Genomic DNA, 24,960 nt, shown 5'->3' with positions numbered 1-24,960 from the left:
ATACTCAATAGAGTCTTACAAATTTTGTCTGTTAAAAGAGGTATATTTTATATGCATCATTGGATTTATTGTTGCGCAGTAATAATAATGACTAGTGGCCTATTCATTATGCTAGCTAGTGATAATTATCTACGTAAAATTATTGGATTAGGCATTTTTCAAAGCGCTGTATTAATTTTTTATATTGCGTTTGCAAAAATTAAAAATGGTATACCACCAATTGACCGGTGTATTGCAGATTCTAATTCATGCTTACACACATATTCTAACCCACTGCCACACATATTAGTGCTTACGGCTATTGTAGTTGGTTTTGCAACTTTTGCGGTTGGACTAGCTTTGATTTATCGAATATACCAACAATATAATACTATTTCTGAAAATGAGATTTTATTAAAAGAAACTGATATAGACAGGCCTGAATGTTAATAGCAAAGCACCTCCCTGCTCTACAAGTACTGATCCCCTTCTCTAGCGCTCTACTCGTAGCTCTAAGTAGTAAATCCAGCATTGCCAGAGCACTTAGTGTGTTTGCGCTTATATTAAACTCAGCAATAAGTATTTATGGAATATTGATATTACAAAATAATATATTATCTTACAATTTTGGTAATTGGCAGGCGCCGATTGGTATTGAATATCGGCTGGATTATCTCAATCAACCGATAATTATTTATATTAATTGTATCCTATTATTTTGTTTAACCGCTGGTCATTATTTTATCCAGGAATCGATAATTAAATTTATTCCCAGCAATAGGCAACATTTATTTTATGCAATATTATTGTTCGCACATGCAGGCTATATAGGAATTATTAGTACCAATGATTTATTCAACCTCTATGTGTTCATCGAGATTTCTTCACTAAGCACTTATGTATTGATGGCGACTGGTGGTAATTCACGCGCAGTTATTGGTGCTTTCGATTATTTAATGCTTGGTACTATTGGCGCTACTCTTATTTTAATTGGCATTGGTTTTATCTTAAATCAAACTGGTAGCCTGAACATCTCAGATATTCATCAACGTTTAATTGGTTTATACGATTCAAGGATAGTAATTGCTGCGGTAAGCTTTATTTTGATTGGAGTATTACTAAAAATAGCGTTCTTTCCCATGCATTTCTGGATGATGCGCGCATACTCATCAACCCCAGCAAGCATCTTAGCTTACCTTGGCAGTATATCAACTATTGTTGGCAGTTATATTTGCATTAGATTCATTTACTTTGTGATTGAAGATCAACAACAATTACAGACTATCGCTAACTTCATCACTCCTTTAGCATTAGCAACAATAATACTAGTCTCATGGTTTGCTACTATATCAGTCAATATAAAAAAGATTGTTATCTATGGTGCCGCTGCTGGGGTAGGCTATGCCATGTTACTATTAACCATTACTTCTGCCCAGATATCTCCTATTCTATATCAATTATTATTTATCGATGGGCTGAATAAAGCCGGCTTATTCATGATTATCGCTTATACTGAAGTTAACAGTAATTATCTATCGTTGATAAAAAGGAGACCGCTTTTGTATAGCACAATCATCGGTATACTATTTTGTAGTAGTGGTCTTCCTTTGAGTCCGATGTTTATTATAAAAATCAAAATGCTTGATTTATTGATTAGCGATGGTAAATGGCTTGAATTTTTTACAGTTATTATCGGCTCCACACTGTCCCTACTATATCATTATAGAATTGCTAGTTTACTCCTTTTTAGCAATGCTAAACCTAGCTATGATACAGAAGAACATAAACTACATACAAAACCGTATGCATTTTACTTAATTATAATATTACAGCTTATTACATTACCATTATTATGATCTTAGAAAATTTTATTACCGCTAACTTTTCGGTTATTTCTACCCTAATAATTGGTAGCGTCAATTTACTTACTCCTTTTATTACTAAAGAGGATAGTAATATCCGTAATATATTATTGCTATTAATCAGCACTATATTTCTAATCAATATTATAATTATTGATTGGCTATTCCTTCATGGTATTCGGGCAAATATCATACTTTTCGCCTTTGATCATTATGCTTTTAGCTTACATCTAGAAGCTGTCGGTATTATCTTTCTTAATTTACTAGGAAGCTTATGGATTTGTGCTTTGCTATATACTACTAAGTATTTGGTAATCAATAATATTGCAAATTCATCAAGATTTCTGTTTTTTTTCAACCTCATCATCTTGATGGGAGCACTATTATCATTATCAGCAAATTTATTTACTATGTTTTGCTGCTATGAACTCCTTACTCTGGCAACTATACCTTTAATTATCCATGTTAAAGCTGGAGCAATATACGATAAACTCTATCAATATCTAACAATACTAATGGGCAGCTCTATGTTGCTGTTTTTTCCAGCTATTTTAATTATTTATGCAAAAGTAGATCATGGAAGTTTTATTTACGACGGTTTTATCCAGGATAATTTTTCTGATACTCAAGCAATTTTTTTATTTTTAATGTTTATTTTCGGTATCAGTAAAGCAGCTATATATCCTTTACATGGATGGCTACCAACAGCAATGGTTGCTACATATCCGGTAAGTGCATTATTACATGCCGTAGTAGTGGTAAAGGCTGGATTATTTTGTATTTTTAAAATAATTATATATGTTTTTGGGCTTAAATATTTACACTCATTATTTACTCCCTTTAACTGGATAATTTTATTACCGATAATTACTATTTTTTATAGTGCTTTTAAAGGGCTGCAAGCGAATAATATAAAAATGATTTTAGCTTATTCGACAATCAATCAATTAGCGCTAGCACTTTTGAGTGCATTTATGTTTACCCAAAAATCTATCGCCGCTGCAATTTTGCATATGGTCTCACATTCCATAACGAAAATTTGTTTATTTTTTGCTGCAGGTTCTTACTATAGTATAAACCATACTAGTCAAATCAAAGATTTATTGGGAATTAAGGTTGCGATGCCAAAAACCAGCCTGATCATGCTCATTGCCAGTTTATCATTAATTGGGCTGCCACCGTTTGCTGGATTCATCAGTAAATTTTATATCATGCTGGCCGCAGCACAACAGCAACAATTGCTCATTATGGTTATAATAGCAATTAGTACAATTTTATCAGCTTTATATATGACTAAAATTTTGATATTCATTTATAAAACCAATACTCCAACTAATCATAATTTAGAGGATAAATTGCCATTATCAATGCTGATTAGCATCGTTATTTGTATTGCAGGAGTTATTGGTTTCTTCTTGATTCAAAAATTAATTAGCAGATTTTTAGTATATATTTAAGATAGCTTGGTTTTAATATACATCTTTCCGGTGTTCTATAGCAACAATGATTACTGTATTATATGTAAAATCAATACGATAGATAATACGATAATCACCTACTCTCAACCTCCTATGTCCTTTCCAACTGTATCTAAGAGGTTTTCCTAATTCTATAGGATTAGTAGTTAGACGCTCTTCAATCGCAGTTTTGATCGTTCTTCTTATTGCTGTAGGAAGATTTGGAATATGTATATGCACCACATCTTCTTGATAGATAATCGTATATTTTATTTCCATGCTTCTTCATGGCTATATGTCTTCACTCCTTCTATATCAAGCTCATTGGCAATTCTAGACAAAGCCTTATCTTCCTGAAGTTCTAAAGCTTGTTCTATAAGCTCTTTTGTTAACCCAGCTATAGATTTATGTTTGCGTTTTGCTAAATAAGATAACACACATATAGTTTCTTCGCTTAAGGTAACATTAATTCTTTGGTTTTTAGCCATTATACACCCCCACCTTTTATTTGCTAATGTAACAGTTTTACATCTATTAATCAATAGAATTCCCCTTTTCCAAAACATAGTTGCGATATCATCTTATCTGCTTTATAACCAATAATATATGCATCAGCACCCTACTCTACTAATCATTATTTCAATGATGATTTTATTATCCTGTTTTAAATTAGACCTCTTTCGAAACTGGACTAAATATGCTATAAAGTCGAATTTACTTAATTTAGAACTATATGAGATATAAAAATTTAAGCATTTTATCGGAAGAGCATTTTAGAAGATTAACTGGGGTAAGAAATAGTACATTCGAAAAGATGGTAGGGATTTTAAAGACAGAGAAACAAATAAATAGGAGGTACCAAGGTGGCAGAAGAGCTAGTCTTAGTATGGAAGACAGCCTATTAATGACACTTGAATATTTAAGGGAATACCGTACCTATTTTCATATAGCTAAGAATTATGGGGTTAGCGAAAGCAGTGCATTTAAAACAATTCGTTTTGTTGAAGACACTCTAATAAAACATCCGGATTTTGCTCTTCCAGGTAAGAAGGCTCTAGTTAAAAGCGGTATGGAGTATGAATTAGTTTTAATAGATGCTACAGAAAGCCCTATAGAGCGACCCCAAAAAAACAGAAATACTATTACTCAGGTAAAAAGAAAAGACATACGTTAAAGACTCAAATAGTAGTAGATAAGAAAAGCAAACGAGTCATATGCACTTCTTTTTCCAATGGTAAGCGTCATGATTTTAAATTATTTAAAGAATCAAGAACCCATATACTGCCTGAGGTTAAAGTGATTACTGATACTGGTTATCAAGGCTTACAGAAGATTCATACAAATTCTGAGCTACCAAAGAAAAAGAGTAAAAAGAATGCTTTAACCAAAGAAGATAAGAAAAATAATAGAAGTTTAGCAAGTGACAGAGTATTAAATGAAAATGTTATAGGTATGTTAAAGCGTTTTAAAATAATTGCTGATAAATATCGAAATAGACGCAAAAGATTTGGTCTTAGGTTCAATTTAATTGCTGGTTTATATAATTGGGATCTTGGTAAATGAGTTTCGAAAGAGGTCTATTAAAGAAAATTTTTGCTTTTGCAGCGATTCTCTATCCAATAGTTATTTTGCTATTATTACCCGAAAATACTGGTGTCGAATTATTTAGAATATTTGATATTAATTTAGCAATGCACTTTAATTTTGAAAACAGAACTATCATTGTTGCATTTGCTACGGTAACCATTGCGGCTAATTATTATAGTTTAAGCCAACAACAACAATGGACTGTTATTTGGGGTGGATTTTATTTTGCCGCGGCCTGTTACTGCTTATACGCCAATGATTTTATTAGCCTTTTTATTGCTCTTGAATGCATGATGCTCACCGCCTGTACCTTAATTTATGCTAGCAATAGCAAAGATAGATTACTTGCTACCAAACAATATTTCATTACTCATTTAACTAGTAGCAGCTTGTTGCTAATTGCTATCAGCTATTTGATTATCACTACTAATGATAATCAAATAATTTCTTTGACTGGATTATTTTCTGGCAATAATCACGAGATTATCATTGGAGTTATTATACTTACCGGCTGTTTAATTAATGTTGCTGCTGTACCATTTTCCAGTTGGATGGTCAATTGCTATCCGGCTGCTGATAATTCAAGCTTTATTTATTTATCTACCTTTACTACTAAAATTTCAATAATAATTTTAATAAAATTATTCTGTGGATTTACTCCACTAAAATATTTTGGCATATTAATGATCATTTATGGAGCATTTTATGCATGTAAGGAAAATAATTTAAAACGTTTATTATGTTATTTAGCAATAGCTCAACTTGGAGTTATTATGACAGTGATTGCCACCAATACCCAGCCGCTAGCGCTAACATCTTATATTACAAATCACATAATTTATAATGCTATATTTGCGATACTGGTTGCAATTCTTGCTGATAATGCCAATATTGCTTATTGTTCCGAGCTAAAACGGGTCAAGAACTATCTATGGATCATTACTACGATTATCGTTATATTAATGTTGTCCAATTTTCCCTTGAGCTCCAGCTTTATCTTAAAACTGACCTTATCAACAACAATCACAGAAAATTTAACTGCTTATACGTTAATAATATTTAATCTAATATTATTTACTGCTATACCAATAAGAGAATATTTTGATAGTAAAGAAATTTTGTCGATTAAGATTAGTAATTTACAGCTTCTTAGTATCATCATTCCTACCATAACAATGATCTTTATTAACTTTCAACTTATTAAAACTTATTTATCAACCGCATCATCAATCACAAGCGACATTAGCAAACAAATTATGATAGTTTTAGCAGGGGTAATCACAACTATTTTTCTAAAAATTTCACGTAATCCAATTAAATTCACAAAATTAAAGTTACTTAAAAAAATGTTTGGCCAGGTAAAAAAACGTTATAGTAAATATCAGAACCAAAAAGATAAATTCAATGATCTCAGCCTTTTATGGTTTATCACCAGCTATTGCAGGAAATCAGCTACCATTCATAACCAACAACTGGCTATTGCTATAGTTTTCTGTTTACTTATTAGTATGATTATAATATTTAATATTACCTAAAAAATGTTACCTAAAAATGCGCTACTCAATAATCTTTATTTGTATTACCCTACTGCTACAAAGCTGTCAACAAAAGGAAAACGACATGATCCCACCACAAACAGAAAAAATAGCTCATAGCCTAACCATTCACAACCAAACAATCAATGATGAATATGAATGGTTGCGCGATAAAAATTGGCCAATAGTTAAGGATCCCAAGATATTACAGCATCTTATTAATGAAAATAACTATTTTGAGCAGTTTTTTGCTGACAGCAAGTCACAAAAAGAACAAATTTTTGAAGAATTAAAAGCCAGAATCAAACTTGATGATCAATCTCCTTATATCAAGCGGGATAATTATTACTATTACACCAGAACTGAAGCTGACAAAGAATATCCTATTCATTGTCGTAAAATGAACAATACTGAAGCAGCAGAAGAGATTTTGCTGGATGTTAACAAACTTGCAGCAAGCAAGAAATTTACCAAAATTTCTGCTCTTTCCATATCTCCTGACCACAAACTAATGGCCTATGCTGCAGATTTTAGTGGCGATGAGCGTTACACTATCTATGTTTATGATCTTATCAATAAAGAATATTTAGCTGATGAAATCAATAATACTCTTGGTGACATCGTTTGGCATGAACATATGCCAGGATTTTTCTATACCCCAACAAATGAAAACTGGCGCTGTGATACCGTAATGTTTCATATGCTAGGTGACAAGCAAGCTGATAAGGTAATATTGCATGAACCAAATAGCTTATACAACGTTAATGTCGCAAAATCAGCTAGCCGACAATATATTATAATCAATGTTGGAGGGCATGATAGTAATGAGACTTATGTGTTCGGAATGTCAGAACAAAATTTCATACCTGTACTCGTTAAGGCACGTCAAGATGGCATATTCTATGATCTAGAGCATCACGGTAATTATTTTTATATTAAAACCAATGAACAAGCAAAAAAATTTCGAATTGCTCGAGTAGCTATTGATGATTTTGCAAATAATAACTGGGAAAATTATATCACTGAAGAGCAAGAGCAATATCTGACAAATTTTGATATTACTCAAAATTATCTAATTTTAAATTATACTGTACTTGGGCTATCGCTAATTAAGATCTTGGATCTCAATACATTACAGCTAAAAATCATCCATTTTCCTGATCAAGCATATGCAGCAAATGCTGGTTCCACTAATTTTGATGAAGATGATCTCAGAGTTACCTACTCTTCATTAGCTAGACCAAACACTACTTATAAATATGATTTTCTTCAAGATTCATTATCAATACTGAAAGTACAGGAAATCCCTAGTGGATTTAATCCTGATGAATATACGGTAGAAAGAATCTTTGTCGATACCGACAATGTTAAAGTCCCAATTACCTTATTCTATAAAAAATCTTTATTCAAGAAAGATGGTTCTAATCCACTATATCTATATGGCTATGGTTCATATGGATATGGTATACCGTTAGTATTCCGCAATGCTGCCGTATCAATGGTTAATCGTGGTTTCGTATTTGCCATTGCTCATATTCGAGGCGGAGATGAACTTGGACATGAGTGGTATGAAGCAGCAAAATTCCTTAATAAAACCAGAACTTTTAATGATTTCATTGCTTCTGCTAAGAAATTAATTGCAGAAAAATATACAAGCATTGGTAATATAGTAATTTGTGGCGGCAGTGCTGGCGGATTATTAATTGGCACAGTATTAAATCAGGCTCCGGAATTATTTAAAGCAGCAATCGCTCACGTGCCATTTGTTGACGTCCTTAATACTATGCTTGATGAGAGCTTACCATTAACTCCTGGTGAATTTAAAGAATGGGGTAACCCAAAAGAATTGGAGTATTTTAATTATATAAAATCATATTCTCCATATGATAATGTCAGCGCCCAAAATTATCCTACTATTATGGTAACCGCTGGCTTATCTGACCCAAGAGTTGGTTATTGGGAAGCAGCAAAATGGGTAGCAAGACTTAGAGCAACCAAAACTGATGATAATCTGATAGTGCTAAAAACTAACATGGAAGCAGGACATGCAGGAGCCTCAGGACGTTTTGACTATTTAAAAGAAACTGCTGATGATTTAGTATTTATGTTTAAGGTTTTTAAGAAGAATTAACAAGAATACAACGTAATTAATTATTCTTTAGGAGAAAATATGAAAGCAAAAAATAAAATTGATTCTACTGATTTAATAAATGCTGCAATTGCAGGTAGTCTTATAAAAGTAGAAAAACTTATACCAACATGTGATGTAAATAAACCAAATAGCCTTGGTAATACACCATTAATGCTAGCTCGTAATTCAGAAATAATTAAGGCTTTAATTAATGCAGGCGCTCGTATAAATGATCGTAATCATGACAATGATTCAGCCTTAATACTCGCCGTTAAAAATAATCTACAGTCAAAGGTGCAGTTATTGCTGGGTTATTCTCAGACTGACATATACGTTCGTAATAATGATGGTAATATAGCTTTAACTTATGCTAAAGAAGGTTCAGTAATACAAAAAATATTAATAGATGAATCACATAAGAAAGCTGAAAAAATTATCTCTAAAAACTATCTTGCTAAACCTCCAATTAATGATGATGAGGAAATGCAAGATATTGATAATATTCAATATCCTGATCAACAAAGTGATCTAAGAATTCCAGCTTTTTTATCTAATTTAGTTGATGAACAATTAGCATTAGCACCAATACCAAAAAATAATGCAGTACCTAGTGCATCTATAGTTAATACCCAAATAAATTCAATAATAATAGGCCTACAAAACAACGCTAGTGGAGATACTGCTGCACTAATATTTGCCAGAGAAGATAAGTTAGACATAAACATTATTCGAGAACTTACAAAAGCAAATAAAGATTTATTAAATATACAAAATGATGAAGGTAGTACTGTATTAATAGAAACTATAGTAGATGGTAAACCAGAAACAGTTGAATTATTAATGGCACTACGAAAGGAAGGAATAGAGATTAATCTGGATTTACAAGATGCTGATGGTAACACAGGCCTACATTATGCTTCTCAAAACCACGAACTAGAAATTGCTGAATGCTTGATGATAAATGGTGCTAACCCAAACCTAAGAAATAATGAAAATCAAACACCATTTGATTTAGCTATTTCTGAGATTATGCTTAGTATATTAGGAGATAATCAAATACAAATGGATCTACAATAGTATTACGGCGTATAGTGCAGTCAGTGTTAGGTGGTAACAATTAAATTTTAAGGTAATGTGCGAAACAAATTAAGTAATTACTTGGTGACAAGCACAGCGAGTTGCAAATAATATTTTAAAATCACTGAGATGATGTGGCTTTTTACCAAAAATGGTGAGATAGAGCCATAATTTTGCTGAACGGCACATTCAGCGGTCTGGCAATGACGAATCTTACTTTAATTGACACAGTTCATTGAACCATATACGTCAAGTTAAGGAAAAAAAGACGTAGGAACAGTCTTGCTTGTGCACCACACTGTCAAACACCAACACCGTCAGCTGAGACCATTTATGGTCGAAGCAATCCAAGAATGATATGTTTTTTACGGGATTGCTTCGTCACCTGACGGCTCCTCGCAATCTGATATATCCCCCGAATTTGAAGTGGCTAAAAAACACTCCAAAAGCCCGTCATTGCGAGGAATGTGCGTAAGCACATGACGAAGCAATCCAGAAAAATCATAACAGTGACACAGCTTTTACTGTGTTAATCTTTCTGGATTGCTTCGTCGTAACCTAAAAGCTACTCCTCAGCTCAGACGATACATAACGCATTTCAGCACTTTCAAATTCGTAGGGATATATCAGTTCGCAATGACGTGGGGGGTTATGTCTCTAAGCAAAACGGTTTATATCGTCTTTTTTTCCTTGAACAGTTCAGAGTTTTTGAAACAATTCCAATAAACTGCTTCAAACTGGGTTAAGCAGGCTTAAAAATATAACAAATAGATATAATATAGAATAAATAAATAATTTTCTTGCCGCTTTATTATTAGCGTCATCACTAAACAAAGCTATACTATAATATAGAAACATCAGGCCAGCACAACTAGCTACCATAAGGTAAATCATACCAGCCATATTTATAAAAAATGGTAACAGCGATGTACCAATCATTAGAAAGGTATAAAGAAGAATTTGGATTTTGCAATAATACACACCTTTTGCTATTGGCATCATTGGAACATTGCAATTTTTATAATCTTTGATTCGGTATAAAGCAAGAGCCCATGAATGTGGTGGGGTCCACATAAAAATAATTGCAGATAATATTATTGGCTCTATAGCAACCCCTCCTGTTACAGCCGCCCATCCAATCATAGGTGGGAGAGCGCCGGCCACTCCACCAATCACCACATTTTGTGGACTACGTCGCTTTAACCAAATAGTATAAACAAAAACATAATACAAAATAGTAAATGCTAATAATCCGGCAGCACATAAATTTACACATAATGCCATCATAAAACTGGAAAAAAAACCTAATATGATACCAAAAGACAATGCTTCCTCAGGAGCAATCTTACCTGTAACTACTGGCCGCCCTTGCGTCCTGGACATTATAGAATCGATATCCAGATCATACCACATATTAATTGCAGCAGCACTACCAGCACCTAAAGTAATGCATATTATCGCTGTAGCCGCTATCAAAGGATGAATATGCCCCGGTGCGCTTTGTGCTCCTACATAAGCAGTAAACACTACTAAAGACATTACACGTGGCTTCATTAAAGCGATATAATCTTTTATCGAACTATAATATTTTAAACTTGTTATAGCAGTCATTAGACCTCTTGCCTAACCTATTCTGATTGGTAATTTTGTTGTCAAAATTTGACCCCGGTTCTCATATACTATAGAGTACACTTAGAAGTACACTTGCGATCCTCTCCTACATTTTTCCTAAAAATTCCTCAATCATTTCTAGGTTATGTAAGAGGTCTATTTTACTTCTGGTTGACTTTCAAAAGAATGATAAGGCGGTGGTGATGTCAACGTCCATTCAAGAGTATCGGCACCACTACCCCATGGATTTGCTGGACATTTTTCTCCATATTTCAAGCTATACAATACTATGTATACAAAGTAAAGAGCAGCAAGCATTGAAATCCCAGAACCAATAGATGACACCATATTCCAACCAGCAAAAGCATCAGGATAATCAGGTATACGCCGTGGCATTCCGGCCAATCCTAAAAAATGTTGCGGGAAAAAAGTAAGATTCACACCAATAAAAGTAATCCAAAAGTGGATTTTACCCATCGTTTCCGGATATTGATGACCAGACATTTTGCCAAACCAGTAGTAAAAGCCGGCAAAGGCAGTAAATAAAGCGCCAAGTGACATAGTATAATGAAAATGAGCAACTACATAATAAGTATCGTGCAACACTCTATCAATCGAAGAATTTGATAATACTATTCCAGTTACTCCACCAATGGTAAATAATAAAATGAACCCTATAGAGAATAACATTGGGGTTTTAAACTCTATAGACCCACCCCACATCGTAGCAATCCAACTAAAAATTTTAATACCAGTTGGTACCGCAATAATCATAGTACCAGCAGTAAAATATATCAAAGCATTATAAGAAAGTCCTACCGTAAACATGTGGTGCGCCCATACCAAGAAACCAACAAATCCGATAGCAGCCATAGCAGCTACCATACCTAAATAACCAAACACCGGTTTACGAGAAAATGTAGATATAATCTGACTAACTATCCCAAAACCAGGTAAAATCACTACATACACCTCAGGATGCCCAAAAAACCAAAATAAATGCTGAAATAATACCGGATCACCACCGCCATCGGGTTTAAAAAAGGAAGTGCCAAAATTACGATCTGTAAGCAACATAGTAATTGCCCCACCTAATACCGGTAGTGCCAGTATTAACAAAAAAGCCGTAATTAAAATAGACCACACAAATAATGGCATTTTAAATAATCCCATACCCGGGGCTCTCATGTTAAAAATAGTGACTATCATATTAATAGCGCCAAGGATTGACGATATACCAGCAAGGTGCAAACTAAAAATAGCCATATCTACCGCAGCACTTGGATGTCCTGCCACATTACTAAGTGGCGGATACATAGTCCACCCAGTACCTGCTCCACCATCAACAAGGGCAGAGCCCAATAACAGAATAAAAGAAGGCACAAGTAACCAAAAACTAATATTATTCATTCTTGGAAAAGCCATATCTGGAGCACCAATCATCAGTGGTACAAACCAATTGCCAAAACCACCAAACAAAGCTGGCATAATCATAAAAAATACCATGATTATAGCATGCGCTGTAATCAAAACATTGTACAACTGGTGATTCTCAATAAAATCATTACCAGGAACCGCTAATTGCAATCTAAACAAAAAAGAAAATAAGCCACCTATAATTCCGGCAAGAATACCAAACATGATATACATGCTGCCAATATCTTTATGATTTGTAGATAACAACCATCGTCTCCACCCGTGTGGCGTATGATGATCGCTTACGTTAGCTTGAGCCATAATTACCATAGTTTAATTGTTAAATTCTAGGCATTGCATACAAATTTTATGGAGATTATTTATAGTTATTCTTAATCTAAAAATAACAAGATTCTGCAAGAATTAGTTCAGCTATTTCATAAAATCTGTTTAGCAGACAAAAAACCTATAAATAAGCCATTAAATTTTGTACACAATAGCTAGATCGCTACCTTTAATTTTTTAATATCACCACCAACTATTAAATTAACATTTCTAGTAATTTTATCATAATCCCAATTCCACCATTGAATTTCTAACAAATCTGCAATGATAGCATCAGAGAACCTTTGTTTAACTACTCTAGCTGGATTACCAGCAACTACACTATATGGCGCCACATCTTTAGTAACCACTGCATAGGCACCGATAATGGCACCATCTCCAATTCGCACTCCAGGCATAATTACTGCATTAGTTCCAAACCATACATCATTACCCACTTCAGTATTACCTTTCAAGCCAATTTCTGGTGCATATTGATCCCATTGTTCGAACAGAAAAAATGGGTAGGTTGTAAAACCATGCATATGATGATTCATCTCACTCAAAATAAAAATGGTGTTCATCGCAATTTGCCCAAACTTTCCAATAATTAATTTGACATAGAATGCACCTCTTACATTTTTATATTCAAAATCTTCAGGATTATTTAAATCATGGTAGTATGTATAATCTCCTATCTCAATATTAGGATTATGCACAAAATGCTTTAAAAACACTGTTTCTTTTACAGTTTTTAAGTAAGTATGAGGATAATGTATATCTGGATTTACCATATTAATAATTTGTAGATTATTAGACCTATCGTATAACTTAATCTAGTTGATAATTTTTGCATGCTTGCCTTTGTTTTTATATACTTGTGTACATTAGAGACCTCTTTTTAAACCAGTTTCTGCTGCCAACTACGTTGTCGATTTCGTGCTCGAATCCTCATGTACGTTAAAGTACACTCCGGTTCTGCGCGCCTAAATCTCCTAGTATTTGACTACCAGAAACTGGTTTAAAAAGAGGTCTATTAAGCAAAGCTTGCTACTAAAAGTTCCTCAGTATCTTTGGTTATACGAGAAGTCTATTGCTATTTTAGTATCATTACGAACAAATTTACTTTTTGCTTGGATCAACCAACGATCAAATTCATCTTTACTCACCACCTCAAGCGCAATTGGCATAAACCCATGATCCACACCACATAATTCTGAGCATTGCCCATAATAAACCCCTTTTTTGGTCACCTTGGTCCAAGCTTCATTCACTCGACCAGGCACCGCATCGGTTTTAATACCAAGAGCTGGTACAGACCAACTATGGATTACATCAGCTGCCGTAATCAAAAATTTTACAATAGTATTCTCCGGAATTACTAAACGATTATCAACCTCTAACAATCGCCTTTGACCTGGTTTTAACTTATCTTTGGCAATTACATAACTATCAAAACCAATATTACCATGATCTGGGTAACTATAATTCCAATACCACTGATAACCAACTACTTTAATAGTAATTTCAGCAGGAGGCATCTCATTCTCCATACGTAAAATACGAAAAGACGGAATAGCTACAGCTATCAAAATTATCACCGGAACAACAGTCCAAATTACCTCTATCAAAACATTATGAGAAAATGTTGCTGGTATCGGATTAGCTTTAGCATTAAATTTAATACACACATAAACCAGAAGCGCTAGTACTACAAATACTATAAATGCACTTACTACCAACAAAAAATTATGCAACCAGTTTAACTCTTCCATAATTGGACTTGCCGCCGGCTGTAATAGCATTTGCCACGGCAATGGCTCAGAGGCAAACGCCGCACCACTTAAAATAATAGTTAATAAAGCAATTATAATTCTCATAATTTCCAAAATTAATGCTTGATATCTAAATAATACAGTATTTTGTTCTGATAACAAAGTACTAAAACACTTTACCTTAGTGCTTTAGGTTTGATGAAGGTGTCTTGCTCACAATTAGATTAACAGACATTTTGGTCATAGAACCGCTTAAAAGATTCAAAGACGAAATGACATGCAACAAGAGCATTAGAGAGACACTTTCAAAACCTACATCCATTTTTTATTTTTAAAAAATTTATAAGTTAGAAATATTGAAAGTAACATCAATAATATAGCTATTGGGTAGCCATAATGGTACTTTAATTCAGGCATAAAATCAAAATTCATACCATAAATACTTGCTATTAAAGTAGGAGGCAAAAATAGTACAGCAACTATTGAGAAAATTCTAATAATGTCATTTTGTTCAATGGCTATCATACCAAGAGTTGCGTCTAAAATAAAATTTAGCTCCCCAGATAAAAAATGAGCAAAATCACTAAGTGAATTAATATCAGTAAATATGGTTTGTAGACAAATCATTTTTTGTTCGTCACAACAAAAATCCGAAGATTGCAGCACATGGTGCACCGCTCTCATTAAAGAGACCAAACTTTCACGACTTTTTGAAAGCAAATCTCCACTACACCCTATTCTTTCCAATATTTCGCGATACTCTACCTTTTCGTTTGGCATGTTTTTAGCAAATATCTTTTTACTGCATAAGTCTATTTCTTCACGAATGGATTCTAGGATATCAGCTAATCTTTCTACTACACTTCGCAATAATTCTAAAAAAATATCATCTGCCGTATAATAACAATTAATTAATTGCTTACCTAATTTATTGGCAAAGACACTAAAAACCTTAAGCTCAGTATAACGAACAGTAATTAAGCGATGTTTATGAAGAATAAAGGTTACAGAATGAGTAGTAGGAATATCACTCTCAGCAACAGTTAATTGTACAGTAGTTATATATAGCGCTTCATTTTCAACGTATAATCTACGAGAAACCTCAATCTGTTTTACTTCTTCTAGAGTTGGTACATCAATACCAAGAAAGCTTTCCACCAATCTTTCTTCATCATCGGAAATATTAAATAAATCTATCCATATTGTTGATTCATCGAGAACATAATTCTCACTTTTCTTAAGCGCATTATCTTGATTTAAATATGTAATAATCATTACTATTAAGCTTTTAGTTAAAGGTCATGGAATAACCTAAGTTATATAATCAACTAATAATCGCTACAATTGCTAATTGTGTTTTATCCAACAAATAAATGTAATGTTAATATTTTTGATGCTTTTATGTTATTTAAACAGGTAGAGAGGAACGACATCATTAATTTACTTTTTCCTTTTGACTAACTATCAGTACTATTTTATATTGAGGCTCTAGCTAACCTCTAATGTCATTATTAATGCATACATGAAAAATATTTCATATCACCTCCTCATCAGCTTTTTTATCTGCTTATTTACTAATAACGTTTTAGCTACAAACGATAATTACCCTAAAACTCGAGAAGAACGAAAAGCAGAAGAAATGGGTTCAATGTTAGGTGGCGACGGCATTGTATTTACACCTGGTAAAATTAAAAATGAATCTACTAAAACCTCAGTTGGCTTTGTAAACAAATATTTATGGCAAGCTGCCATTGAAACCTTAAATTTTGCACCACTTGCCGCAATTGATAGCACTGGCGGAGTAATTATCACTGAATGGCATAGTCCAAAAAATAAACTACAATTTAGCTTTAAGATTAATTTATTTATTAAAGATATAGTAATTAGTCCAGATGCCATAGAAGTGAAAGTTTTTTCTAAAACATTAAAAAACGGTAACTGGATTCAAAATGATAAGCCTTCAGATCTAGCTGCCGTGTTAGAAGATAAAATTCTAAGACGAGCACGAGAATTATATATTCAATCTGAGCGCAAGGAATAGTAAATAATATGAAAAATATCGAACATAAATGGCAGAAAATTTGGCAGGAACAAAGAGCTTTTGTAGCAGATATTAACAAAGAACAGCCAAAATATTACGTCCTTGAGATGCTGCCCTACCCTTCTGGAAAAATTCATGTTGGTCACTTACGAAACTATGCGATTGGCGATTGCTTTGCTCGTTTCATGAGGGCACGTGGTTATAATATATTACACCCCATGGGCTGGGACGCATTTGGTTTACCAGCTGAAAATGCCGCTATTAGCAATAATGCTCATCCAGCCACATGGACTTATAATAATATTGCAACCATGCGTGATCAACTAAAGTCAATAGGATTGTCTTATGATTGGTCTAAAGAAATCACTAGTTGCGCCCCTGATTATTATAAACATGAACAGAAATTTTTTCTTGAACTATATGAAAGAGGTTTGGCTTACCAAAAAGAATCGGTAGTAAACTGGGATCCCGTAGACCAGACTGTATTAGCCAATGAGCAGGTAGTAGACGGTAAAGGTTGGCGCAGTGGTGCCATTGTCGAAAAGCGTTATCTAAAACAATGGTTCTTAAAAATCACCAACTATGCTGAAGAGTTACTAAACGAGATTAAAAACTTGTCCCAATGGCCAGAAAGTGTGCGAGTGATGCAAGAAAAATGGATTGGCAAATCAATTGGCGCTCAGATCAAATTTAAAATCAAAGAATTAAACGAATCAATTGAAGTATTTTCGACGCGACCTGAAACTATTTTTGGCGCCAGTTTTATTGGGATTGCTTATAATCATCCATTGGTTAAAATGATTATCCAACCCTCATTGTCATCTAGCTCCTCATTGTCATCCCGAACTTGTTTCGAGATCTCGTCAGGACTGCGTAAGATCCCGAAACAAGTTCGGGATGACAATGTACGTTCGGATGACAATGAATACGAGAAAGATGACAAGGAGCGTGCAGCATTAGCTAAATTCAAGGCTTTTATTACTCAGTGCTCTCTGCTAGATCATGGAGCAAATTCTATCGACAAAGTTCAGAAACAAGGAATATTTACCGGTCTTCATGCCATACACCCTTTTGACGAAAAGATAGCAATTCCAATAATTATTGCAAATTATGTGTTGGCTGATTACGGAACTGGTGCAGTTTTTGGTTGTCCAGCACATGATGAACGTGATCATGAATTAGCCAAATTTCTACAATTACCAATTAAGCAGGTAATTGATAATGCTGGTATTACAATTGATGTTAATCAAGAAGCTTACACTGGTGATGGAGTAATGATAAACTCACAGCTACTAGACAAATTGAATCTTGTAGAGGCAAAGCAAAAAATTATTATTGAACTTGAAAAATTACAATGTGGGGTACGCAAATCTAATTACCGCCTAAAAGATTGGGGAGTATCTAGACAACGTTTTTGGGGCTGCCCTATTCCCATTATTCATTGTTCTAGCTGTGGTACAGTAGCAGTGCCAGACCACCAACTACCAGTAACTTTACCTCAAGATGTCATTTTTGATGGCCGCGGTAATCCGCTCTCTAACCATCCAAACTGGAAACATGTCGAGTGCCCAAAATGTAATTGCTCAAGCGTCCGAGAAACTGATACTTTTGATACTTTTTTTGAATCATCATGGTATTTTACCAGATATTGCGACCCATCAGCACCAGAAATGACTAACCGCACTGCATGCGATTATTGGTTACCAGTAGATCAGTATATTGGTGGTGTTGAACATGCAGTGCTACATTTACTATATGCCAGATTTTTTACCAAAATCATGAATGAACAGGGATATGTCAACATTCGCGAACCTTTTAGCAGTCTATTAACTCAAGGCATGGTATTACACGCTACTTATCAGGATACACAAGGTAATTGGGTCTATCCAGATGAAGTAGTTAAAAAGGATAATATGCTTATCCATCAGGAAAGCGGCCTTGAAGTATTTTTAGGCAAAGTAGAAAAAATGAGTAAATCAAAGAAAAATGTCGTTGATCTAGAATCGATGCTTAAACAATACGGAGCAGATGCGATGCGTCTTTTTGTATTATCAGACAGTCCTCCAGAAAAAGATTTAGAATGGTCTACCAATGGACTTGAAGGTTGCTCCAAATTTATTACCAAATTATATAATATGTGTAATGAAATTACATCAAAAGAGCAATCTACCACAAACATAAATTCAGTAGATACTAGCTCTAGCTTACGGAGTTCAATTCATTACACTATCAAGCAAGTTACTGATGAGATAGCTAGTTTCAAATTAAATAAAGCCATCGCTCATATCCGTGAATTATTTAATAAATTATCAGATGAGCTAGCGGCTAGCACTACTGATATTCAACTAATAAAAGAAGGTTATACTGTTTTAATTCAATTGATTAACCCATTTACTCCACATTATGCCGAAGAAATATGGCAGATTCTTGGCCACACCACTCCACTTTATTTAACTAATTGGCCTCTATTCGATGAAAAATTCCTGGTATCTGCCACTTACACCATTGCCATACAGGTAAACGGTAAGTTACGAGCTGTTAGTGATATTGCTAATGTGACCCCTGATGAAGAGATAAAAAATTTGGCAATAAATTTACCTGAGGTGCAAAAACATATCGCAGGCAAGGCAATTAAAAAAATTATTATAGTCCCACAAAAGATAATAAATATTGTAGTTTAGAGTGAGCGTTGTTCACGGTTTTTCGGTTTTCTGATTACTATATTGACACGTATGATTTATTAGACCTCTCCGGAAACTGCATGTAAGAGAGGAAGTTTTAGGAAGAACGAAGGCGAGCACCGCAGCGTACTCTTGTTTGTTTCGGAGCGGAGACAAGTTTTGACGACAAAATTACCTCTTAGATACAGTTTCCGAAGAGGTCTATTTAATACTCTCTACTTTTCATTATATTTGATGCCAATATTATAATCTGTTTCAGAAATTTTTTCTGTGTTTTCTACTATAGACATTACATCAATATCTACATTACTTCGCAGTACAGAATTGTAGCTAATGATAGTAATAATTAACATTAAAATTGAAACAATAACTAGATATTTAGAAAATTTGTGCTCGACCGCTATTTTGCCTTGTGCCATGCCATTATAGGGGGTATCGATAGAATTGATCGTTAAATTAACTCCCAGATACCGAGAATATAATTTTAGATATCCATCTACATATACTTTACCAGGAATAGCAGAAAAATCATTTTCTTCAAGAGCAATTAAGTATTGCTCTCTAATACGCAGAGCTTGCGCTGCTTCTGAGGTTGAGCATCCCATTTTTATTCTAGCTTGCTTTAATTGTGATGGCATATTTAAGTATTATCCAAGCTTACGTAAAAACATTTCAAATTTTTTATTGGCAAGAATCATCATATTAAGATTCACATCCTCTTGCAGTTTGATTTTCTCAACAAAATTAAAAAATATGTTAGCTATTCCTTGATAATTGTTGAGCCATTGGTCAAGGTCAATATTAGCTATCGGTGATTGATTGATAATTTTAACTAGCAATCGCCTTTGTTTATCATATAAATCATCCTTCAATGATTGAATCGATAATCTATTCCAATATGAATCATCAATTTGTTTTTCACATGATTTACGTAACCAATCGATGTTAAATCTATTGCCGACAGCAAAATAAAGTTTAGCTACTTCAGCAGCACTGATGTTAGTTTGTTTGGCAACATATATAATATCAAAAGCTGATACCAAACTATCTACTGTTGCAATTGCGTGAGATATACGCAACTCTACTCCTGCTGCAGTATATTTTTCTATTCGATCATCAAATTTACGTTTAGCTTCACCTAATAACAGTGACGCAATAATTGAATTTAGATGTCTTGCCGGTTCAGCAAATTCATTGATTGTTTTTAATATATCAATTGGATGTTCTAGGTTGCGGATAAACCATGAACTGCCCCGACGCATAATTTTTGCAAGTTCTGATAACATGTCAATTTTTATCGTATTATTGACATTAGTTCCCAATGATTCTATAGATTTCCATAAATTATCTAAATCAAAGATGCAACAAACAATAATATAAGCTCGCACGATGTCACAAACTACTCCACCTGTTTCACGTTTAATAGTATTAATAATCGGCCCACTTAACTGATTAACAATTTTATTGGTGACGACTGTTCTAATAATTTCATTCTTCAATGGATGTGATAGTATTTCAGCTTGGAATTTATCACGCATAATTTGCGGAAAATAATCAATTAAATAGGTCTCAAAATACTTATCTTCAGTTAATTTGGCATTAACCAACTCATTGCAAACTGACATTTTACTATAAGATAATAATATCGCTAGCTCTGGCCTGGTTAGATGTTCTTTAGCAATTGATCTTTTAGCTAATTCTGCAGTATCTGGTAAAAACTCGACTGCACGATCTAATAATTTTTCTTCTTCCAATCCACTAATTAACTGGCTAAACATTTCGATATTGAGAGCAGTTGATAATTGTGTAATAGTTATAGCTTGAGTTTGCTTATAATTATCCATAAGTACCAATGATTCAACTTGATTAGTCATGTTAACTAACAATGCATCACGTTCTACTATCGTTAACTTGCCATTTGCCACCGCATTATTTAAAGCTATTTTAATGTTTACTTCATGATCAGAACAATCAACTCCAGCAGAATTATCAATAAAATCAGTGTTGATACGTCCACCACACTTACTATATTCAATTCTTCCTTGTTGCGAAACTCCAAGATTACCACCTTCTGCAATCACAGTTGCTCTGATATCTAGCGCATCACAACGCAAATTATCATTGGCTTTATCACCTATTTCAAAATTATTTTCATACGAAGCCTTAATATAAGTACCGATGCCACCATTCCAGATTAAATCTACCTGTGCCTGTAAAATAACTTTGATTAATTCTTCAGGAGATAATCTATCAGCTTGAATGTCTAGTAACCGTTTCATTTCAGCTGATATTGTAATTAATTTTGCTGCCCGTTCAAAGATGCCACCACCCTTTGAGATTAATTTAATATTATAATCCGACCATTTTGATCTTGGTAAACTAAATAATCGTAACCTTTCTTTAAAACTTGCTGCCATATCAGGATCTGGATCAATGAAAATATGCTGATGATTAAATGCAGCCACCAGTTTTATTGATTCCGAGCTTAACATCCCATTGCCAAAAACATCACCGGACATATCCCCAATACCCACAACTGTAATTGGATGATTCTGGACATCGATTGCTATTTCCTGAAAATGTTGTTGCACCGAAATCCATGCTCCTTTTGCAGTAATCGCCATTTTCTTGTGATCATAACCGCTGGAACCACCGGAAGCGAAAGCATCTCTGAGCCAGAAACCATATTCTGCAGAAATTCCATTAGCATAATCAGAGAATGTGGCGGTACCTTTATCAGCAGCAACCACTAAATATGGATCTTGGTCATCATAAATAATGGTATTTATGGGGTGAGTGATCTTACCGTCGATAATGTTATCGGTGATATCCAATAAGCCTCGTAAAAAATTTTGATAACATTCAATAATTTTAGCCATATATTCTTGGTAACTGAGACCATCTTGACCAAAGAACACCACAAAGCCACCTTTTGAACCAACTGGAACAATAACAGCATTTTTAGTCATTTGCGCTTTCATTAACCCAAGCACTTCAATTCTGTAATCTTCACCACGATCAGACCACCTAATGCCGCCACGTGCCACCTTACCGCCACGCAAATGGATAGCTTCAAAATCATTGGAATAAACAAAAATCTCAGCATAAGGCAGTGGCAATGGCAGCCCTTTGATCTTTTTAGAGTTAAATTTAAATGATAAGTAACTCTTAATGGCACCATCAATAAATTGATAATAATTAGTTCTAACCATTGCTTCCAATAAATTGAACATGCTACGCAATACTTTGTCTTCGGTACTATTGGTTACTGTATCCAAGTAAACGATTACCTTGTCTGTTATCTGATTTACTACATCCATATTGGCAGTGAATGGATTAAATTTTGCTTCAAACAAAGCAATCAACAGTTCGGTAAAATTATAATGCTTAATTAAAGTTAACTGCACATATCCTTTACCATAAGCAAAACCTGTTTGATGCAGATACCTGGTTAAAGCTCGAAGTAACCTAATACGATGCCAGTTAAAGCCACATAATACTACTAATTTACTTAAAGAATCTGCACTCAAATGACCTTGAGCCATTTTATCTAATGCATCTTCAACATTGACTGCTAATTCTTGCAGATCGCGTTCAATTGGAGCTCCTGCTGATAGAAGAAATTGATAGATCCAACTCTCTTTAACATTACCACTAGCTGCAATCATAAAACTTTGTTCATCAATCGCTTTAAATCCTAAATTTTCTATAAATGGCAAAATGTTGGATAATATTAATTTTTTCTCTGGGCTATAAATCTTTAATTGAAAATCTATATTATTTATAGGAATTAAGTTAAATACTGCGTGTCCATTGCTAGATGCTTTTTGTAAAGATATCAGATCCTGCACGGCAATGGTGGCTGTAAATTTATGCCGATAATCAGCTGGAAAAGTCTGTTCAAAAATCTTGAAATTAAGACTAGCTTGGTACTCACCAAAATTTTTACATAACTGATGATAAAAAGACTCTCCCCAACTGGTAGATAATTGATCGACATCATTTTCTATTTCTTCTACTTTAAATTCGATCTTCTCCTGTACAGCTAGAGTTACAAACAAATGCGAAAAATCCTGCACTACTTCAGTAACATTATCCAATAATATCTTGCCCTTCAATTTTGCAGCTAAATATATATTAATGCTATTGTGGATTTCTGGGGTTAGTCGTGCTTTCGGTAAAAAAATGAGCACATTAATAAAAGCTCCAGACCAATCCTGTTGGATAAATAATTTAAGCTTACGGCTCATCATACTTGATAACATATGTAAGCACATACAATACAAATCAGTTTCATCAATTTGAATTAAGGCTTCTCTAGGTAAAGATTCGATAATAATTTTAAGTTTTTTGGAATTATAACCTCCTAGTGGAAACCCAGATCTATCCAAAACAAAACGTAATTTTTGTCTAAGAATAGGAATGTTGATAATAGATTGATAGTAAATTGCTGAACCATATAACCCTAGAATTATAGTGCCTGAAGTATATTTGCCGTGCTGGTCAAGCTTTTTAACCAGAATATAATCTACTAAGTTGCTACGATGAACAGGTGACAGACGGTTGATTTTACCAAGTATAAGCATGGTATTTTGGTATATATTTTGGCTTGAGAAGTTAATAATATTTTGCAGTTCTTCGATATTATCTTGCCAAATTGAGGTAGCACCCTGCTCACTGATAAAGTTTTTTGATGATATATCAAAATCAATGCTACCTAAAAAAGTGAAGTTATTATGCTGTAACCATTCTAGAAAACTTACTATTTCGGCAGAATATGAGCGTAATCCGATATTTTCATAAATTATTTCATTATTTTTTACTCCTTTTACCAAACCTTGTATTTTTTGTAATAAAACTGGCCAGGTGTTATAAGTAGCATCTACCTGGTCTAAGGTATGATTAATTTCTTTGTCCAACAAAGAAATCATTGCTTGATCATAATTACCAAGTATTTTTATGTATAATAAAGATTCAGCTGACTGATCGTGTTGCTTATTAACTATTTTTTGTAATTCTCCATTACTATCTCTAGTGCAATAAATCACCGGGTGTAGTATAAATCTTGGTTGGAGCGCAAGCCTTGTAAACAAACAGCTTAGTGAATCGACGATAAAAGGCTTATTATCATTAATTAATAAGATAGTAATTGCGGGATCAGAATACAAACTTGACTGAGTAATAGTAATTTTTCTTTGGCCAATTTTTCTGTTTTTAAAAAATAGAAACGCTTTGTCAGAGAAATTGGTAAATAGCTCGAATTGCTCCCGTATTTGGTAGTCAACTGGTAAATATATAAAAAACTGACGAATAAATTCGACATAAAGTGGATCCCCACCCTTAGCTTGGATTAATTTAAGAATTTCTGCTTGATAATCAGGAATATGACAAGTAAGCCGACTTAGAGCTAAAGAAGAAGTAACAGACATATCATTGGATCCTATTTATAATTAAATAAATTTTTCACTAGTCTAAATAATGTGG

Annotated in this window: 18 protein-coding genes; 9 read left to right on the top strand and 9 right to left on the bottom strand. The window is 33.8% G+C overall.

Annotated features, from left to right (window positions below; genetic code table 11):
* Positions 1–51 precede the first annotated feature (51 nt).
* From R2I74_RS01010 to R2I74_RS01000, 3 genes are read left to right on the top strand one after another with little or no spacing between them, the layout of a single operon-like run.
* Positions 52–429: a Na+/H+ antiporter subunit C gene (locus R2I74_RS01010; protein WP_316353248.1), complete on the top strand. Its 378-nt coding sequence runs from the start codon at positions 52–54 to the stop codon at positions 427–429.
* Entirely contained in the window at positions 423–1,835 is a 1,413-nt protein-coding gene (locus R2I74_RS01005; protein WP_316353246.1) for a proton-conducting transporter transmembrane domain-containing protein, read from the top strand. Before R2I74_RS01010 ends, R2I74_RS01005 begins: the two co-directional genes overlap by 7 nt.
* Positions 1,835–3,298, top strand: a complete 1,464-nt coding sequence (locus R2I74_RS01000) for a proton-conducting transporter transmembrane domain-containing protein (protein ID WP_394355843.1) — start codon at positions 1,835–1,837, stop codon at positions 3,296–3,298. The genes R2I74_RS01005 and R2I74_RS01000 overlap by 1 nt, the downstream gene beginning before the upstream one ends.
* 12 nt (positions 3,299–3,310) lie before the next feature.
* Here R2I74_RS01000 and R2I74_RS00995 read toward each other — a convergent pair whose 3' ends face one another.
* Positions 3,311–3,577 carry a type II toxin-antitoxin system RelE family toxin gene (locus tag R2I74_RS00995; RefSeq protein WP_316353243.1) on the bottom strand — a complete coding sequence of 89 codons (267 nt, stop codon included), beginning with the start codon at positions 3,575–3,577 and terminating at the stop codon, positions 3,311–3,313.
* Complete coding sequence (locus R2I74_RS00990) at positions 3,568–3,786, bottom strand: hypothetical protein (protein ID WP_316353242.1); 219 nt, start codon at positions 3,784–3,786, stop codon at positions 3,568–3,570. Before R2I74_RS00990 ends, R2I74_RS00995 begins: the two co-directional genes overlap by 10 nt.
* Positions 3,787–4,031: 245 nt before the next feature.
* Here R2I74_RS00990 and R2I74_RS00985 point away from each other — a divergent pair.
* The 4 genes from R2I74_RS00985 to R2I74_RS00970 all read left to right on the top strand — a co-directional run bounded on the left by R2I74_RS00985 (position 4,032) and on the right by R2I74_RS00970 (position 9,628).
* Positions 4,032–4,861, top strand: a protein-coding gene (locus R2I74_RS00985; protein WP_316353078.1) for an IS5 family transposase whose coding sequence is annotated in 2 segments (ribosomal slippage) — positions 4,032–4,422 and positions 4,422–4,861 — 831 coding nt in all. Because the reading frame shifts where the segments join, the coding sequence is not laid out codon by codon here.
* Positions 4,858–6,420, top strand: a complete 1,563-nt coding sequence (locus tag R2I74_RS00980) for a proton-conducting transporter transmembrane domain-containing protein (RefSeq protein ID WP_316353241.1) — start codon at positions 4,858–4,860, stop codon at positions 6,418–6,420. The genes R2I74_RS00985 and R2I74_RS00980 overlap by 4 nt, the downstream gene beginning before the upstream one ends.
* 85 nt (positions 6,421–6,505) lie before the next feature.
* Positions 6,506–8,551 carry a S9 family peptidase gene (locus R2I74_RS00975; protein ID WP_316353240.1) on the top strand — a complete coding sequence of 682 codons (2,046 nt, stop codon included), beginning with the start codon at positions 6,506–6,508 and terminating at the stop codon, positions 8,549–8,551.
* Between the two features lie 15 nt (positions 8,552–8,566).
* Positions 8,567–9,628, top strand: a complete 1,062-nt coding sequence (locus R2I74_RS00970; RefSeq protein WP_394355842.1) for an ankyrin repeat domain-containing protein — start codon at positions 8,567–8,569, stop codon at positions 9,626–9,628.
* Positions 9,629–10,360: 732 nt separating this feature from the next.
* On the opposite strand, the gene cyoE is transcribed toward R2I74_RS00970, so the two are convergent.
* The 5 genes from cyoE to R2I74_RS00945 form a co-directional block, all read right to left on the bottom strand.
* Complete coding sequence (gene cyoE / locus R2I74_RS00965) at positions 10,361–11,239, bottom strand: heme o synthase (RefSeq protein WP_316353238.1); 879 nt, start codon at positions 11,237–11,239, stop codon at positions 10,361–10,363.
* Positions 11,240–11,395: 156 nt separating this feature from the next.
* Positions 11,396–12,976 (bottom strand): cytochrome c oxidase subunit I, encoded by a 1,581-nt coding sequence (ctaD, locus tag R2I74_RS00960; protein WP_316353237.1) that lies wholly within the window; start codon positions 12,974–12,976, stop codon positions 11,396–11,398.
* 179 nt (positions 12,977–13,155) lie between these two features.
* The gene (locus R2I74_RS00955; RefSeq protein ID WP_316353236.1) at positions 13,156–13,773 is read right to left on the bottom strand and encodes a CatB-related O-acetyltransferase; all 618 of its coding nucleotides are present in this window, start codon (positions 13,771–13,773) and stop codon (positions 13,156–13,158) included.
* A 270-nt stretch (positions 13,774–14,043) separates the two neighbouring features.
* Complete coding sequence (gene coxB / locus R2I74_RS00950) at positions 14,044–14,859, bottom strand: cytochrome c oxidase subunit II (protein ID WP_316353235.1); 816 nt, start codon at positions 14,857–14,859, stop codon at positions 14,044–14,046.
* 207 nt (positions 14,860–15,066) lie between these two features.
* Positions 15,067–16,029 (bottom strand): magnesium transporter CorA family protein, encoded by a 963-nt coding sequence (locus tag R2I74_RS00945; protein ID WP_316353234.1) that lies wholly within the window; start codon positions 16,027–16,029, stop codon positions 15,067–15,069.
* Between the two features lie 247 nt (positions 16,030–16,276).
* Between R2I74_RS00945 and R2I74_RS00940 the strand changes: the two genes are divergently transcribed.
* On the top strand, positions 16,277–16,795 hold the full coding sequence (locus R2I74_RS00940; protein WP_316353233.1) for a DUF3576 domain-containing protein: 519 nt from the start codon (positions 16,277–16,279) through the stop codon (positions 16,793–16,795).
* Between the two features lie 8 nt (positions 16,796–16,803).
* Complete coding sequence (gene leuS / locus R2I74_RS00935; RefSeq protein ID WP_316353232.1) at positions 16,804–19,476, top strand: leucine--tRNA ligase; 2,673 nt, start codon at positions 16,804–16,806, stop codon at positions 19,474–19,476.
* Between the two features lie 215 nt (positions 19,477–19,691).
* On the opposite strand, the gene R2I74_RS00930 is transcribed toward leuS, so the two are convergent.
* Positions 19,692–20,114, bottom strand: coding sequence for a helix-turn-helix domain-containing protein (locus R2I74_RS00930; protein WP_316353231.1), 423 nt, complete (start codon positions 20,112–20,114; stop codon positions 19,692–19,694).
* Positions 20,115–20,123: 9 nt separating this feature from the next.
* The gene (locus R2I74_RS00925; RefSeq protein ID WP_316353229.1) at positions 20,124–24,905 is read right to left on the bottom strand and encodes an NAD-glutamate dehydrogenase; all 4,782 of its coding nucleotides are present in this window, start codon (positions 24,903–24,905) and stop codon (positions 20,124–20,126) included.
* Positions 24,906–24,960 lie beyond the last annotated feature (55 nt).

Origin of the sequence: Candidatus Trichorickettsia mobilis, from assembly GCF_963422225.1 — a bacterium.
Classification (GTDB): Bacteria; Pseudomonadota; Alphaproteobacteria; order Rickettsiales; family Rickettsiaceae; genus Trichorickettsia; species Trichorickettsia mobilis_B.
Note: the sequence above shows the minus strand (reverse complement) of the source record. Positions and strands in the feature narration are given on the sequence as shown.

Bases quoted from the DNA above. Each gene is read 5' to 3' on its own strand.
- R2I74_RS00975 (WP_316353240.1), top strand. From the start codon at position 6,506: ATGATCCCACCACAAACAGAAAAAATAGCTCATAGCCTAACCATTCAC.
- R2I74_RS00955 (WP_316353236.1), bottom strand. From the start codon at position 13,773: ATGGTAAATCCAGATATACATTATCCTCATACTTACTTAAAAACTGTA.
- leuS (WP_316353232.1), top strand. From the start codon at position 16,804: ATGAAAAATATCGAACATAAATGGCAGAAAATTTGGCAGGAACAAAGA.
- R2I74_RS00995 (WP_316353243.1), bottom strand. From the start codon at position 3,577: ATGGAAATAAAATATACGATTATCTATCAAGAAGATGTGGTGCATATA.
- R2I74_RS01005 (WP_316353246.1), top strand. From the start codon at position 423: ATGTTAATAGCAAAGCACCTCCCTGCTCTACAAGTACTGATCCCCTTC.
- R2I74_RS00980 (WP_316353241.1), top strand. From the start codon at position 4,858: ATGAGTTTCGAAAGAGGTCTATTAAAGAAAATTTTTGCTTTTGCAGCG.
- R2I74_RS00945 (WP_316353234.1), bottom strand. From the start codon at position 16,029: ATGATTATTACATATTTAAATCAAGATAATGCGCTTAAGAAAAGTGAG.
- ctaD (WP_316353237.1), bottom strand. From the start codon at position 12,976: ATGGCTCAAGCTAACGTAAGCGATCATCATACGCCACACGGGTGGAGA.
- cyoE (WP_316353238.1), bottom strand. From the start codon at position 11,239: ATGACTGCTATAACAAGTTTAAAATATTATAGTTCGATAAAAGATTAT.
- R2I74_RS00925 (WP_316353229.1), bottom strand. From the start codon at position 24,905: ATGTCTGTTACTTCTTCTTTAGCTCTAAGTCGGCTTACTTGTCATATT.
- R2I74_RS00940 (WP_316353233.1), top strand. From the start codon at position 16,277: ATGAAAAATATTTCATATCACCTCCTCATCAGCTTTTTTATCTGCTTA.
- R2I74_RS00990 (WP_316353242.1), bottom strand. From the start codon at position 3,786: ATGGCTAAAAACCAAAGAATTAATGTTACCTTAAGCGAAGAAACTATA.
- coxB (WP_316353235.1), bottom strand. From the start codon at position 14,859: ATGAGAATTATAATTGCTTTATTAACTATTATTTTAAGTGGTGCGGCG.
- R2I74_RS00930 (WP_316353231.1), bottom strand. From the start codon at position 20,114: ATGCCATCACAATTAAAGCAAGCTAGAATAAAAATGGGATGCTCAACC.
- R2I74_RS01010 (WP_316353248.1), top strand. From the start codon at position 52: ATGCATCATTGGATTTATTGTTGCGCAGTAATAATAATGACTAGTGGC.